Source organism: Vibrio paracholerae (genome assembly GCF_037672085.1).
GTDB classification, from domain to species: Bacteria; Pseudomonadota; Gammaproteobacteria; order Enterobacterales; family Vibrionaceae; genus Vibrio; species Vibrio cholerae.
In genome coordinates this window covers 1,298,977-1,314,424 of sequence record NZ_JBBHLM010000002.1, presented here as the reverse complement: position 1 = coordinate 1,314,424, position 15,448 = coordinate 1,298,977, and the positions used below count along the sequence as shown (strand labels likewise).

The following is a 15,448-nucleotide window of genomic DNA, read 5'->3' as shown; positions in this document are numbered from 1 at the left end:
GAACATGTGCCAACAATATTGTTTCCTTTAAAAAAACGAACTGACCTAAACCAGCGGTTTACGCAACCAGTGAATATGCTGAACGAAACCAGCACACTGATAAAAATCTTGGGCAGACTGGTTAAAGTCCCAGACTTCAACAAACATCTGTTTTACCCCGTAATCTTTGAAAACCCGCTCTAATTTATGACATAGCTGACTGGCAATCCCTTGTCCACGAAAGGCCGGAAGCACATAAAGCTCATCGACACTTCCCATTGCAACCGCCTGACTCACGGTCGAAACCAGCTCACAAAAATGGCCCGTAATAAAGCCCACCACCTGCTCACCTTGTTTGGCGACATACACCAAACACTGCGGATCATCCAAATAACGGGCAATACTCTTCTCTTGCTCAATCTCTTCCGCGGTCTTGAAATGTTCAGGGCATTGCTGATGGTGTTCATCATGCAGCTCAAACATCAACTGGTTGAGTTGTTGTAAATCTGCACTGCTTGCCGAAGAGAGTGAGATATTGGCCATTTTGTGATTTTTATCAATTTATAGTGGTGCGAAATTGTATATGAAGTTCCGAAAAAAATCAGCTTTCGCTGTGGAGATTCTGTGCAATCAGATTGTTATCTGTGTCACAGAGATGAGATGAGTCATTAAAAAGTGCTCCATGAGGAGCACTTTATGTTTTGTTCATTGCATTTTCAGTGCTGAAACAGGTTTTCCAGCTCATTGAGACTCATGGGATCGTCAATGGTCGACGGAATGGTGTAACTCTCACCATCGGCGATTTGGCGGATGATACGCCGCAAAATTTTGCCGGATCGCGTTTTCGGTAAACGTTCAACCACTATGGCATGTTTAAAGCAAGCCACCGCACCAATTTGATTGCGCACACTGGCGACCAGCTCTTGCTCCAACGTTTGCGCATCAATCTTCACTCCATCTTTGAGCACCACTAAACCCAGTGGCAACTGCCCTTTCAGCTCGTCGTGGACGCCAATCACCGCACATTCCGCGACAGCCGGATGCGCGCCGACAATCTCTTCCATCTCGCCTGTCGATAGTCGATGCCCCGCAACGTTGATCACATCATCAATGCGTCCCATGATGAACAGGTACCCTTCTTCATCAAGATAGCCGCCATCGCCGGACACATAGTAACCGGGGAATTGCGCCAAATAGCCCGACTCAAACCGGTCATGGTTGCGCCACACGGTGGGTAAGCAGCTTGGTGGAAGTGGCCTTTTCAGTGCGACAAAACCTTGCTGATTGGCGGGCATGTTTTCGCCAAGCTCATTAAGAATCTCCACCTGATAACCGGGGATGGGTTTGGTTGCCGAGCCCGCTTTGATGGGCATAGATTCAAGACCCGTTGGGTTTCCAGCAATCGCCCAACCCGTTTCGGTTTGCCACCAGTGATCAATCACTGTCTTGCCTGTTTTGCTTTGTACCCATTCCAAGGTCGGCGGGTCAAGCCGCTCTCCGGCCATAAAAATGGTGGTTAACGCCGACAAATCGTACTGTTTTAAATAATCGCCATTTGGATCTTCTTTTTTGATGGCACGAAACGCGGTCGGCGCAGAAAACAGCGCAGTCACTTGGTATTCCTGACACACTCGCCAAAACGCGCCGGGATCGGGTGTGCGTACCGGTTTGCCTTCATACAAAATGGTGGTGCAACCGTGAATGAGCGGCGCATACACAATATAGGAATGACCGACTACCCAACCCACATCCGAAGCTGCCCAAAACACCCCGTCTTGCGGCATGTTGTAGATAATCTGCATTGAATACTTGAGCGCAACCGCATGCCCGCCATTATCGCGCACCACCCCTTTCGGTTTGCCTGTGGTGCCTGAGGTGTAAAGGATATACAGCGGATCGGTGGCGAGCACAGGCACACAACCGTGTGGCGTGGCCGATTGCACGACCGTGTTCCATTCCAAATCACGTGCATGAGTGAGCTCGGCGTGGCATTCGCTGCGCTGATAAACCAAGACTTTTTCAGGTTTCCAACGGCTATCCATAATGGCTTTATCGACCATGGGCTTGTAGGGAATCACCTTATTGATTTCCACGCCGCACGAGGCGGTCATGATCACTTTCGGCTCCGCATCTTCAATCCGTACCGCCAGTTCATTGGGTGCAAAGCCGCCAAACACCACCGAGTGAATCGCGCCCAAGCGCGCACAAGCCAGCATCGCCATCGCCGCTTCTGGGATCATCGGCATGTAGATGATAACGCGATCCCCTTTGCTCACCCCCTGTGCGGCCAGCATGCCAGCAATTTTTGCGACACTGTCACGCAGGGCCGAGTAACTGTAGCGCTGCTTTTTGCCCGTCACGGGCGAGTCATAAATCAGCGCCGTGTGATCGCCACGGCCTTGCTCGCAGTGATAATCGAGTGCTAACCAACAGGTATTGAGCACGCCATCAGGAAACCAGCGCTCAATACCATGTTCGTCATTGGCCAAAATAGTTTGCGGCGGTTGAAACCAGTCGATCTGCTGCGCTTGTTTACGCCAGAAGGCTTCGGGCTGCTCTTTCGCCGATTGATATTGCTCTTGATAGGCAGACATCGCATTACTCCTTGCTCTCACTGAGGGCAGCGTAATTTTCGGGAACGCGTACCCATCCTTCCATTAGAATTCTGGCGCTGCGGCTCATGATCGCGCGCTCAATTTGCCAGCCTTGTTTACCTTGCTTGGCTTTCGCTCCGACTTTTAAGGTGCCGGAGGGATGACCAAAGGTGACCGACGTACGCTCGCCGCCCCCGGCAGCCAAATTGACCAACGTGCCCGGAACGGCGGCAGCAGAAGCAATCGCCACGGCGGCCGTGCCCATCATGGCGTGATGCAGTTTGCCCATCGAGAGCGCGCGCACGAGCAGATCCACCGAATCCGCTTCTACTCGCTTACCGCTTGAAGCTAAGTAACTTTTCGCGCCACTGACAAAAGCAATTTTTGGCGTGTGCTGACGGTTTTGCGCTTCTTCAATGCGCTCAATCAGACCCATTTTCAGTGCGCCATAAGCGCGTAGCGTTTCAAACTTGGCCAAGGCTTGTGAGTCACTATTGATAGCATCTTGCAACTCAGTGCCTTGATAGCCGAGCGCTTCGGCATCGACAAAAATGGTTGGAATGCCCGAGTTGATGAAAGTTGCGTTGAACGTGCCGATACCCGGCACTTGCAAATCATCCATCACGTTACCGGTTGGGAACATGGCACCGCTATCATCTGCAGGATCCACAAAATCGACCTGCACTTCGGCCGCCGGAAAAGTCACTCCATCGAGTTCAAATTCACCGCACTCCTGCACTGCGCCATTGACTATCGGCACATGAACGACAATGGTTTTGCTGATGTTGGCCTGCCACACTTTCACCGCCACCACACCATTGTGCGGAATGCGCTCAGCAGGAATCAGCCCAGCATGGATTGCAAAGGGCCCCACCGCAGCGGAAAGATTGCCGCAGTTTCCGCTCCAATCGACAAACGGTTTATCTATCGCCACTTGCCCGAACAGATAATCCACATCGTGATCAGTGCACGAACTGGCACTGACAATCACCGTTTTGCTGGTGCTTGATGTCGCACCGCCCATGCCATCAATCTGTTTACCGTAAGGATCTGGGCTACCAATCACTCGTAACAACAGAGCATCACGGGCAGCACCGGGAAGCTGCGCTTCAAGCGGCAAATCGTTCAGACGGAAAAACACCCCTTTGCTGGTTCCGCCGCGCATGTAGGTGGCAGGAATACGAATTTGTGACACTGTCTCGTTCATGCTGCCTCCTACTGCGCCAAAAAGTCTTGCGCGAAGCGTTGCAACACGCCACCCGCTTGATATACATGTACTTCATCGGCTGTGTCCAAACGACACGTCACCGCCACATCCAGCTTTTCGCCGTTTTGTCTGGTCACAACTAGGGCTAAATCGGCACCTGGCCTGATCTCACCCAGCACATCAAACAGCTCAGTGCCATCGAGCGCTAACGAGTGGCGATTGACCCCCAACTTAAACTCTAGCGGCAGCACGCCCATCCCAACCAAGTTGGTGCGGTGAATGCGCTCAAAGCCTTCGGCAACAATCGCTTCAACGCCAGCTAAACGCACACCTTTGGCCGCCCAGTCACGTGATGAACCTTGTCCATAATCCGCTCCCGCAATCACAATCAGTGGTTGCTTGCGGTTCATGTAGGTTTCAATCGCTTCCCACATGCGGGTTACTTTGCCTTCCGGCTCAATACGCGCGAGAGAACCTTGTTTGATCTGCCCGTTTTCTTTGACCATTTCGTTAAACAGTTTCGGGTTGGCAAACGTGGCACGTTGTGCGGTGAGGTGATCACCGCGGTGGGTAGCGTAAGAGTTAAAATCTTCCTCCGGCACGCCCATTTTGGTCAGGTATTCCCCAGCGGCACTGCTCGCCAAAATGGCATTGGAGGGCGATAAATGATCGGTGGTGATGTTGTCACCCAAAATCGCCAGTGGTCGCATCGCTTTCAAGGTGCGCGGCGCCGCGAGCGCCCCTTCCCAATACGGTGGACGGCGAATATACGTGCTCATCGGCCGCCAGTCATACAGCGGCGAGCTCGCGCTTTGTGTCTCATCGAGTTTAAACATCTGGATATAGATCTGCTTGAACTGCTCCGGCTTGACCGCGCGGCCGACGACGGCATCAATCTCTTCATCACTTGGCCATAAGTCATTGAGATAAATCGGCTTGCCTTGCGCATCGTGACCCAGCGCGTCACGCTCTATATCAAAGCGCATCGTGCCTGCTATCGCGTAAGCCACGACCAGTGGCGGCGAAGCCAAAAACGCTTGCTTGGCATACGGATGGATACGGCCATCAAAATTGCGGTTACCAGACAGCACCGCTGTTGCGTAGAGATCGCGTTCAATGATTTCTTGTTGAATGGCAGGGTCGAGCGCGCCACTCATGCCGTTACAGGTGGTACAGGCATACGCCACAATCCCAAAACCAAGTTGTTCAAGTTCAGAGAGCAGCCCAGCCTCTTCCAAGTACAATTTGGCGACTTTCGAGCCCGGCGCGAAAGAGGTTTTCACCCAAGGTTGGCGTTTAAGGCCGAGCTGATTAGCTTTTTTGGCGAGCAGCCCTGCTGCGACCACGTTACGCGGGTTACTGGTGTTGGTGCAAGAAGTGATGGCGGCGATGATCACCGCACCATCAGGCATCAAGCCCTCTGCTTGTTGTGCTTCTCGTTGCTGAGCAGGTATCGCAATGCCGCGCGTGCTCAGCTCTTTGGTCGGCAAACGGCGATGCGGATTGGAAGGCCCCGCCAGATTGCGCTCAACGCTGGAGAGATCAAACTCCAGCACACGTTCGTATTCCGCGTGATCTAAGCTGTCCGCCCATAAACCTGCGGCTTTGGCATAGCTTTCAACCAAAGCGACTTGCTCTGGCTCACGGCCAGTGAGTTTTAAATATTGAATGGTCTGTTCATCAATGTAGAACATGCCGGCGGTCGCGCCATATTCAGGCGTCATGTTGGAGATGGTCGCGCGATCGCCGATGGTCAGCGCTTTCGCCCCTTCGCCAAAAAACTCCAGATAGGCTGAGACCACGCGCTCGCGGCGCAGAAATTCAGTTAAAGCCAACACAATATCGGTTGCGGTAATACCCGGTTGGCGCGCTCCGGTCAGTTTCACACCGACAATGTCTGGCAAACGCATCATGGAAGGGCGACCGAGCATTACGGTTTCCGCTTCAAGGCCGCCCACGCCAATCGCCAGCACACCGAGTGCATCAACGTGCGGCGTATGGCTATCCGTACCTACGCAAGAATCAGGGAAAGCCACACCCTCTTTCACTTGTATCACCGGCGACATTTTTTCGAGGTTGATCTGGTGCATGATGCCGTTACCGGCAGGGATCACGCTGACGTTTTTGAACGCGGTTTTACACCACTCGATAAAGTGGAAGCGATCTTCGTTGCGTCTGTCTTCTACCGCGCGATTTTTCTCAAACGCATCAGGATCGCAGCCGGAATATTCTACCGCCAGCGAATGATCGACAATCAACTGAGTCTCCACCACAGGATTGACTTGCGCGGGGTCGCCGCCTTGTTCGGCAATCGCATCACGTAAGCCTGCTAAATCGACCAACGCGGTTTGGCCGAGAATATCGTGGCACACCACGCGCGCGGGATACCAAGGGAAATCAAGATCGCGTTTACGCTCGATAATTTGCAGCAGACTTTCGCTCAATTGTTCCACTGGGCAGCGGCGCACTAAGTTTTCGGCCAGAATACGTGCCGTGTAAGGCAAAGTTTGGTATGCGCCCGGTTTTAACGCCTCGACCGCCGCGCGCGTATCAAAAAAATCGACCTGAGATTGCGCAGGGCTTGGCGATAAGGCTTTACGATACTGACTGTTCATGTTTTTGCTTCCATTGCTTAGCAACTAAAAGATAGGAACTCAAAGATGCTGCTGGCCATTGAAATGGCTCTGAACCCTCCACTGGAGGGTTCGTTGTACTTGTTCAGTGTTAGCCACGCTGTTCAATCGGCAACCAAGTTTGATGCTCAGGCCCCACATAATCGGCGCTTGGGCGAATAATTCGGTTGTTGGCACGCTGCTCATAAACATGCGCCGCCCAGCCGGTTAAGCGGCTCATCACAAAGATTGGCGTGAACAATTTGGTCGGAATGCCCATAAAGTGATAGGCCGAGGCGTGGAAGAAGTCCGCATTACAGAACAGATCTTTCTCGCGCTTCATCACCGCTTCCACACGCTCAGAAACAGCGTAGAGATGAGAATCCCCCACTGCTTCAGAAAGCGCCTTCGACCACTCTTTGATTAAGGCATTGCGTGGGTCACTCTCACGATAAATCGCGTGGCCAAAGCCCATGATTTTCTCTTTGTTCGCCAACATGCGCATGATGCCCGCTTCCGCTTCATCGGCACTGTGCCACTGCTCAATCATCGCCATCGCGGCTTCATTCGCTCCACCATGCAAAGGCCCGCGTAGCGTACCAATCGCGCCTGTCACACAAGAGTGAATATCCGACAAGGTTGACGCGCAGACTCTTGCCGCAAAGGTAGAAGCATTGAATTCATGCTCAGCGTACAGAGTGAGCGAGCAGTGCATCACTTTTTTGAACAGCTCGCTCGGCGCTTGGCCGGTGAGCATTTTGAGGAAATAGCCGCCAATCGAATCTTCACTTTGATCGGCGGTATCAATACGCACCCCGTCATGACTGAAGCGATACCAGTAACAGATGATCGCCGGAAACAGCGCCAACATACGCTCGGTCGCCGCTTGTTGCTCAGCAAAGGTATGTTCAGGCTCAAGGTTGCCAAGAATGGAGCAGCCCGTGCGCATCACATCCATCGGATGCGCTTCAGCAGGGATCAATTCCAGTGCTTGTTTAAGTTTTTCGGGTAAACCGCGCAGGCCAATCAAACGAGTTTTGTACTGATCCAGCTCCGCTTGCGTTGGCAAATGCCCCACCAATAGCAGGTGCGCGACCTCTTCAAATTGAGCATGATGGGCCAAATCGGTAATGTCGTAACCACGGTAGGTTAACCCGGTTCCCGTTTTTCCCACAGTACACAAAGCGGTGCTTCCCGCGCTTTGGCCGCGCAGCCCTGCTCCGCCTAACTCTTTTGCAGCAGACATGTCGAACTCCTTTTCTGGCTCTCCTTTTGGTGCTAGCGCACCGACCTCTTAGTGTCCACCTTCGGGTGTTTTAGGAGAGTGATTCACGTTATTGGATTTAATGTTCTCTTACTCACGCAGCCACATTGGCTGTCAAACCTAAGAGAGGGTTGTTTTCCTTGGGCTTCCCTCGACTTAAGAGGGTTGTGAAAACAGCTGATCCAGCTTGTCTTCGTATTCGTGGTAATGCAGATAAGCGTAGAGCTCTTTGCGCGTTTGCATTTGATCGAGCAGTGCTTCCTGATTCCCGTGTTCCAGCAAGTGGCGATACACATTTTCCGCCGCCTTATTCATGGCGCGGAAAGCGCTGAGTGGGTACAGCACCATATCGACATTCACCGCTGCCAATTGCTCGCCGCTGTAAAGGGGGGTCTGACCAAACTCGGTAATGTTGGCTAAAATCGGCACATGTTTACCTGTGGCACTACGCAGTGCCGTTGAGAACTGTTCGTACTGTTTCAGCTCAGTCATGGCTTCAGGGAAAATCATGTCCGCGCCCGCTTCCACACAAGCAATCGCACGCTCAATCGCGCTGTCCATGCCTTCTACCGCTAACGCATCGGTGCGTGCCATGATCACAAACTCAGGATTGATGCGCGCATCCACTGCGGCTTTAACGCGATCCACCATCTCTTGCTGGCTAACAATCGCTTTATTCGGACGATGACCACAGCGTTTCTGCGCCACCTGATCTTCCATGTGCACTGCTGCAGCTCCGGCTTTTTCCATCGCTTTGATGGTGCGAGCAATGTTAAATGCACCGCCAAAGCCGGTATCAATATCCACCAGCAAAGGCAAATCGCAGGCGTTGGTGATGCGTTCCACATCCACCAACACATCATTGAGTGTGGTGATGCCCAAATCCGGCAAGCCGTACGAAGCATTGGCAATGCCACCGCCAGAGAGATAAATCGCTTGATGTCCGATACTTTTCGCCATCATGGCGCAGTAAGGGTTGATGGTGCCGACGATTTGCAGTGGATGATGGGTTTTCACTGCCAGCCTGAATTTGGCGCCAGGACTTAAACTCATGGGATTCTCCTTAACCTTGTTGTTGGGCATCCAGCATTATTTGTTGTTCGATCAATTGACGACTGCGCGAGATGTGGCGACGCATCAGCATTTCGGCCAACTCTTCGTCTCGTTGGCGAATCGCACGCAGAATAGATTTGTGTTCTTCCAAAGCTTCTACCGGACGCGAATGCGAACGCGGCGATTGGTAACGATACATACGCAGCAAGTGGTAAAGCTCATCACACAGCAAACCAATCAGTTGTTGATTGCGACTGGCTTGAATAATTCGATAGTGGAAATCGAAATCACCCTGCTGGTGAAAGTAAGAAGCGCCTTCAACCTGATCGATATGAGTGGAATGTGTCGACAATAAGCTTTCTAAGCCCGCCAGTTCGATTTCAGTAATATTGCGCGCTGCTAACCTTGCGGCCATGCCTTCCAAAGCTTCGCGCACTGCATACAGCTCAACCAGTTTGGTGGGTGACAATTGAATCACTCGCGCACCGATGTGCGGAATACGCTCTATCAAGCCAAGCCCTTCGACGCGCATTAACGCTTCACGCAATGGGCCACGGCTGACTTGAAACTGTTTGGCGAGCTCAGGTTCAGAGATTTTACTGCCCGGCGCGAGCTCCCCTTCCACAATGGCTTCAATCAGATATTCGGTCAGATTCTCTGATTTGGTGCTCTCTTTTTCAGTGCTCGCTTGGCGGACTAACGGACTACTTTTCATCAATCGTGATTCTCATCTTCGCACCTAACTGTTCACAACTCACTCTGTGTTAAATGCGCATCGCTATCTTGGTCTGATGAAAAAATAGCCCATAAAAGTGTCGACAATCAAGATAATTGTCGACACTTTAGACTAAGGTATAAAGTTGAATGCGGGGAGAAAGAAAGGAAAGTAGAAATAAAAACATTTAAAAACAAATAGTAAAACAAAAACTTCTTTTCATTTCCCCACTGACTGGTTGCGTATCATGATTAACATCTGTCTACACGATACGCTTTTCCATGACGTCAACATAACCTCAATCAAGACCGTGAACTTTATGAACATAATTCACTTAATGCCCAATATTGCTTTTATTGACGGATTAAAGACATTTATTTAACAGATCATTAACCTTGGTTGCATGCTCATTATCAGGAGCAGTGGTACCCCAAACCTTGACCACATAATCCACACAATTGACGACACTGACTGACAAACGTTAATCGTGCCTCTTCTCATGAGGTCGTGGTGAAAAAGAGATACCCCAATGACTCGAATCGTAGCCGACACCGCTGCCGCTTCAGATCAAAAGGGGACAAAACAATAAGCATCAACGAGTTGTATGATGCGCCAACATAAGGAACGTGAAACATGCTGAAGTTTTTTAAACCCTCCCTCACCGCCGCCATGCTGGCCGCTACTTTTTCTTTCTCCTCTCTCGCGGCTGACCTTGAAAAAATCCACTTTATCGTACCCGGTGGTGCAGGTGGCGGCTGGGATATGACCGCACGCGCCACAGGTGATGCGCTTATGAAAGCGAAATTGGTGGGGAATGCTTCTTACCAAAACCTCTCTGGTGGCGGTGGCGGTAAAGCCATTGCACACCTGATTGAAACCGCCAATCGTCAGCAAGATACTCTGATGATTAACTCGACCCCGATCGTCATTCGTTCGCTGTCTGGTGTTTTTCCTCAATCTTTCCGAGATCTCACGCCAGTTGCCGAAATCGTCTCTGACTATGGTGCTTTCGTCGTGGCGGGTGATTCGAAATACACCTCTTGGGAACAAGTGGTCGCGGATTTCAAAGCCAATCCGAAACAAATCAAAATCGCAGGCGGCTCAGCACGCGGCAGTATGGACCACTTAGTCGCTGCTGCAGCCTTTAAAGGCCAAGGCTTAGATCCAAAAGAAGTGCGTTACGTCGCTTATGATGCGGGAGGCTCCGCCATGACTGCCCTGCTCTCTGGCGAAACTCAAGTCCTTTCAACCGGTCTGGGCGAAGTGCTGGAGATGTCGAAATCCGGTCAAGTGCGCGTTTTAGCGATCACCTCTCCAAAACGTTTGGAGATCGCACCCGATATTCCAACCCTTGCCGACTATGGCAACCCAACCACCTTCGTTAACTGGCGTGGCTACTTTGCCGCACCGGGCGTGAGCGCAGAAAAAGTCGCGGAGTGGAACGAAGTGTTCAAGAAGATGTTTGCCAGCGAAGAGTGGAAAGTGATCCGTGACCGTAATGGCTGGATTGACAGCTACAAAGGTGACAAAGAGTTTTACGCTTTCCTTGAAGAACAAGAGAAGCAAATGGGCGACCTGATGCGTGAACTCGGCTTCTTGAAGTAATTGCAGCAGAAGCGGAGCAATCCGCTTCTCTCACACTGTTTGCCGAGTAAACGTAAACACCGTCACTCCTTTGTTTATGGGTAAAGTTTGTTTATGGATAAAGTTCCTTTGACTTGCAGTCATACCCAAACACCTTAATGCTGCCTGCATTTTTGCTGGTAGTGTGACAGGTTTGGTTAATCCCCATTTATTAACTTGTGTTTACTCGGCTCTTTCTCGCACACCGTTCACAAACCCAATGGAGTTGGATATGTCAGATCTGCCAACCAAAATTTTCACTAAAGAAAACTTACTCTGCCGTGACCGAGTGGGAGCCATGTTATTCCTACTGTTCAGCCTTGGTTACGGCTATCAAACTTCACTCATTACTATGCTACCGGGCGATGAGTTAGAGCCCTTTAACGCCCAAACCTTACCGACGATTCTGACTTATGTCGCTATCGGTTTATCACTGCTGCTGCTCGTGGTTGGTCAACCAGATAAAAAAAGCGGTGCTGTGATCGAGTTTAACTGGAAATTGCTGATCGGCTTTTTAGTTCTGATGACGCTGTACGGCCTTGGCTTGACTTACCTCGGCTTTGTACTGGCCACTTCTTTCTTCTTACTTGCTGGTTTTTACCTGTTGGGCGAACGACGCAAAAGCATCCTATTTGGTGCTTCGTTCCCTTTCGTTATCGCATTTTACTTATTATTGACCAAAGGACTGGATGTGTATCTTGAACCGGGTCATCTGTTTACTTTCGGATAGGAAATCATCATGTTAGACGGAATTTTACAAGGGCTGGCGACGGCAGTAATGCCGACCAATCTGATGATGGTGATGATCGGCTGCTTCGTCGGCACCTTCATTGGCATGCTTCCCGGTTTAGGTCCCATTTCAGCCATTGCGCTGATGATCCCGATTACTTACGGACTAGAACCCGCTTCTGGACTAATTTTAATGGCGGGCGTTTACTACGGTGCGATTTTTGGTGGCTCAACATCCTCAATTTTAATTAATGCGCCGGGTTGCTCTGCCACAGTTGTTACCTCATTTGATGGCTACCCTATGGCGCAAAAAGGCCAAGCGGGTAAAGCTCTGGCACTCGCCGCTTACGCCTCGTTCACTGGCGGTACACTGTCTGCCATTATGTTGCTGTTTGCCGCGCCTGCCCTAGCCAAAGTATCACTCAGTTTCCAATCTTCAGATTATTTCGCACTGATGCTGGTCGGTCTTTCAGCGGTGGCGGCCTTTGCAGGAAAAGGCCAAGTTATTAAAGCATGGATGATGACCGTGCTCGGTTTAATGCTTTCCACTGTTGGTATTGATAAAGGCATTGGTGTCGAACGCTTCACCTTCGGCCTCACCGATTTGATGGATGGCTTTAGCTTCCTACTCTTAGCCATGGCGACCTTTGCCCTTGGCGAAACCTTGATGGGCATTTTAAAGCCGGATGCTGACAACAGTGCTAACGAGCAAGAGCAGATGAAAAACATCGGCAGCATGAAACTGACTAAAGAAGAAGTCAAAGAAGCGGCTCCGGTTTCACTGCGCTCCTCAATCCTCGGTTTCTTCACTGGCGTACTACCCGGCGCAGGCGCAACCATTGCCGCTTTCTTGGCTTACGGTATGGAACGTAACCTTGCCCCAAAAGCCAAAAAAGAAGAGTTCGGTCAAGGTTCAATTCGTGGCTTAGTTGCGCCAGAATCGGCCAACAACGCCGCATCCAGCGGCTCATTCGTCCCACTTTTAACACTCGGTATTCCTGGCTCTGGCACCACTGCGATTATGTTGGGTGCTCTCATCGCTTATGGAATTCAACCGGGGCCACGTCTGTTTGTTGATCATCCTGATATTTTCTGGTCAGTCATCATCTCCATGTACGTGGGTAACATCGTACTGCTGATCCTCAACTTGCCGTTGATCCCGTACATCTCCAAACTGCTTGCAGTTCCACGCACTGTACTGTTGCCGATGATTCTGTTCTTCTCAATCACCGGCGTGTATTTGGTGTCGTTCAATACCATGGATGTGTATGTGATGATTCTGGTCGCGATGGGCGCAATTGCTCTGCGTCTAGCGAACTTCCCACTTGCTCCCCTCCTGCTCGGCTTTATTTTAGGCGGTTTGATGGAAGAGAACTTACGCCGTGCATTGGTCATTACGGATGGCGAAATCAGCTTCCTGTGGGAACGCCCAATCACTTTAGCCTTTACCGTATTGGCGATTGTGACACTCCTCAGCCCACTGTTTGGCCGCTTGATGGAACGTAAAAAGCGTCCAACAGGGGTGAAACTGCCGCACTGATTAAAGTTGATACTTCACTAAAAAATAAAAGTGCCACCGTAAAGGTGGCACTTTTCTATATTTCGCGAAGATCTGCTCACAGCTCTTGGAACAATAGGCGTTTTCTGTCATTGTTTAAAATATCTCAATAAGTTACATCATTAACAATCAATCATTCGACCCGCAAAACCACAATTCCGGGTTTTGAGCGGATATAATCCATAAAAGGAAGATCGACAACTTTATTGTATTTGGATAAGGATGAAGCGTTACGGTAGAGAATTTGATTATTTTCTTTAACGATAATACCGGTGTGAGTGACATCTAACCCTATTTTTGGAGAATAAACCCCAACTAAGTCACCATTTTGCAGATTATCGAGGACAGATTGAGTGATTTTATCACTCGGAATATAAGTGACCAGTCGCGGAATAACACCTAAACCTTGAATATACTCCCCGCCTTCTAATTTTTGATTTAACTGTTTAGGTACAGTGATGGCATCAGGACTTATAACCGCGGTTATATCCGCAGCAATTTGTGGTGATACTGCATACCAATCTGAAAAGAAATGCTTGCGATCATAATAAGTGACATTGGACTTTTTATAGCGAACGTTGACGAGTGCGCTCAAAAATGACGCATTATCAAAAGATTGGCTCAATGCTATAACATAATCTAAATAAGTAAAGCAGTCTAACAAATCGAATTTGACCACTAACGCATACGGATGATTTGAATTACTGATTAAAGTTCCAGCCTGATAAGGCGTATCCATAAATAAGCGAGAAGTGTGAACAATTAAATCACCCGATGTTAAATGCGTATTCGGTTTTATTTCATTCTCGATAATAGATTTCGCTTTCTCAAGAGTACGCTCACTAACACTAATTGCATACTCATCTGAATGATATGCTGAACAAGCAACAAGTAATGCCATCAGAAAAGCAGTAAGAGATAGTTTGAGCATCGATTTTTATCCTTATTATCAAGAGAATTCTTAAACATTCAGTCTAACGCTTTCGAAACCATACATTATTTTCCACTAAGTTGTTTTATATTCAGAACATATCCTCAATGAAAAAGGCCTGACAAGTGTCAGGCCTTCTAGGCTTAATCAAGCTTCTTCTAAATTTTATCCGCTTACTTCTTATTGGCGTATTTCATTGAATCCAGCGCTACGGCGAAGATGATGATCGAACCTTTAATGATGTACTGCCAATATGGGCTTACGCCGATGTAGGTCATACCGTAGTTGATTACGGTGAAGATCAGTACCCCGGTTACGACCCCAGCGATACTCCCCACACCACCAGCGAATGAGACACCTCCCACCACACACGCCGCAATCGCATCCAACTCATATAAGAAGCCTAAGTTGTTGGTGGCACTACCAATTCGTCCCGCTTCGAGCATACCGCCAAACGCATAGAACACACCGGAAAGCGCATACACTTTAAGCAGAGTCAGAGGCACGTTAACACCCGACACTTTCGCCGCTTCTGGGTTTCCACCAACCGCAAAAATGTTTTTGCCGAACACAGTTTTATTCCACAGCACCCACATAAAAATGATCGCGATAATGGCGTAGAAGGTGATGTAGGAGAACCGAAAATCCCCAATTCGAATAAAGCCTTGAGTGAAGGTAGTGAAGCGTTCATCAAAACCTGCAATCGGTGAAGCACCGACCGAATCGTAGTACAGCGAGTTAATGCCGTAGACGATGATCATGGTACCTAAGGTCGCAATGAATGGCGTTACTTTGAGGTAAGCCACAATCACACCGTTCACCAAACCGATAATCGCACCAATCAAGCAGACACTAATGATCACCGCGAGAATGGGAATTTCACCCAAGCTTGGGAATACTTTGTTCACGTTATCCATTGATTGCAACAAAGTAGCGGAAATCACCGCGGCCAGACCCACTTGGCGACCTGCCGATAAGTCGGTGCCTTGGGTCACGATCAAACCTGCTACCCCCCAATGCAATAATCACGCGCACGGAGGATTGAGTCAGAATGTTACTGAGGTTACGTAAGCTTAGAAATGAGGGCTCTTGAATCACAATAATCGCCAGCAGAATAAACAGCACTGCGTAGATTGCGCCCTCTTTTAAATGTTTAATTGCAAATGATTTGACAGCATCCATA

General features: G+C 49.7%; 11 protein-coding genes and 1 pseudogene. 3 read left to right on the top strand and 9 right to left on the bottom strand.

All coding sequences use genetic code 11. The features are described from left to right. Positions 1-45: 45 nt before the first annotated feature. From R4537_RS11330 to R4537_RS11300, 7 genes are all read right to left on the bottom strand, one after another. Positions 46-522 carry a GNAT family N-acetyltransferase gene (locus R4537_RS11330; RefSeq protein ID WP_001284194.1) on the bottom strand — a complete coding sequence of 159 codons (477 nt, stop codon included), beginning with the start codon at positions 520-522 and terminating at the stop codon, positions 46-48. 173 nt (positions 523-695) lie between these two features. Beyond that, positions 696-2,573 (bottom strand): propionyl-CoA synthetase, encoded by a 1,878-nt coding sequence (locus R4537_RS11325; RefSeq protein WP_071179540.1) that lies wholly within the window; start codon positions 2,571-2,573, stop codon positions 696-698. 4 nt (positions 2,574-2,577) lie between these two features. Beyond that, positions 2,578-3,780 carry a 2-methylaconitate cis-trans isomerase PrpF gene (gene prpF / locus R4537_RS11320; RefSeq protein ID WP_071179539.1) on the bottom strand — a complete coding sequence of 401 codons (1,203 nt, stop codon included), beginning with the start codon at positions 3,778-3,780 and terminating at the stop codon, positions 2,578-2,580. Between the two features lie 8 nt (positions 3,781-3,788). Next, the gene (gene acnD, locus R4537_RS11315; RefSeq protein WP_071179538.1) at positions 3,789-6,395 is read right to left on the bottom strand and encodes a Fe/S-dependent 2-methylisocitrate dehydratase AcnD; all 2,607 of its coding nucleotides are present in this window, start codon (positions 6,393-6,395) and stop codon (positions 3,789-3,791) included. Between the two features lie 109 nt (positions 6,396-6,504). After that, on the bottom strand, positions 6,505-7,638 hold the full coding sequence (prpC, locus tag R4537_RS11310) for a bifunctional 2-methylcitrate synthase/citrate synthase (RefSeq protein WP_001271306.1): 1,134 nt from the start codon (positions 7,636-7,638) through the stop codon (positions 6,505-6,507). A 174-nt stretch (positions 7,639-7,812) separates the two neighbouring features. Next, on the bottom strand, positions 7,813-8,709 hold the full coding sequence (gene prpB, locus R4537_RS11305; RefSeq protein ID WP_071179537.1) for a methylisocitrate lyase: 897 nt from the start codon (positions 8,707-8,709) through the stop codon (positions 7,813-7,815). Positions 8,710-8,719: 10 nt separating this feature from the next. Then, complete coding sequence (locus tag R4537_RS11300; RefSeq protein ID WP_071179536.1) at positions 8,720-9,424, bottom strand: GntR family transcriptional regulator; 705 nt, start codon at positions 9,422-9,424, stop codon at positions 8,720-8,722. A 633-nt stretch (positions 9,425-10,057) separates the two neighbouring features. Here R4537_RS11300 and R4537_RS11295 point away from each other — a divergent pair. The 3 genes from R4537_RS11295 to R4537_RS11285 all read left to right on the top strand — a co-directional run bounded on the left by R4537_RS11295 (position 10,058) and on the right by R4537_RS11285 (position 13,316). Further along, on the top strand, positions 10,058-11,029 hold the full coding sequence (locus R4537_RS11295) for a tripartite tricarboxylate transporter substrate binding protein (RefSeq protein WP_071179535.1): 972 nt from the start codon (positions 10,058-10,060) through the stop codon (positions 11,027-11,029). A gap of 250 nt (positions 11,030-11,279) precedes the next feature. Further along, positions 11,280-11,777 carry a tripartite tricarboxylate transporter TctB family protein gene (locus tag R4537_RS11290; RefSeq protein WP_057644414.1) on the top strand — a complete coding sequence of 166 codons (498 nt, stop codon included), beginning with the start codon at positions 11,280-11,282 and terminating at the stop codon, positions 11,775-11,777. 9 nt (positions 11,778-11,786) lie between these two features. Continuing rightward, a complete protein-coding gene (locus R4537_RS11285; protein ID WP_071179534.1) occupies positions 11,787-13,316 on the top strand; it encodes a tripartite tricarboxylate transporter permease in 1,530 nt (509 codons plus the stop codon). A gap of 151 nt (positions 13,317-13,467) precedes the next feature. Here R4537_RS11285 and R4537_RS11280 read toward each other — a convergent pair whose 3' ends face one another. Both R4537_RS11280 and mglC read right to left on the bottom strand, forming a co-directional pair. Continuing rightward, complete coding sequence (locus R4537_RS11280; RefSeq protein WP_071179533.1) at positions 13,468-14,265, bottom strand: DUF1460 domain-containing protein; 798 nt, start codon at positions 14,263-14,265, stop codon at positions 13,468-13,470. Positions 14,266-14,438: 173 nt separating this feature from the next. Beyond that, positions 14,439-15,447: pseudogene (gene mglC / locus R4537_RS11275) on the bottom strand (galactose/methyl galactoside ABC transporter permease MglC). Between the last annotated feature and the right edge of the window lies 1 nt (position 15,448).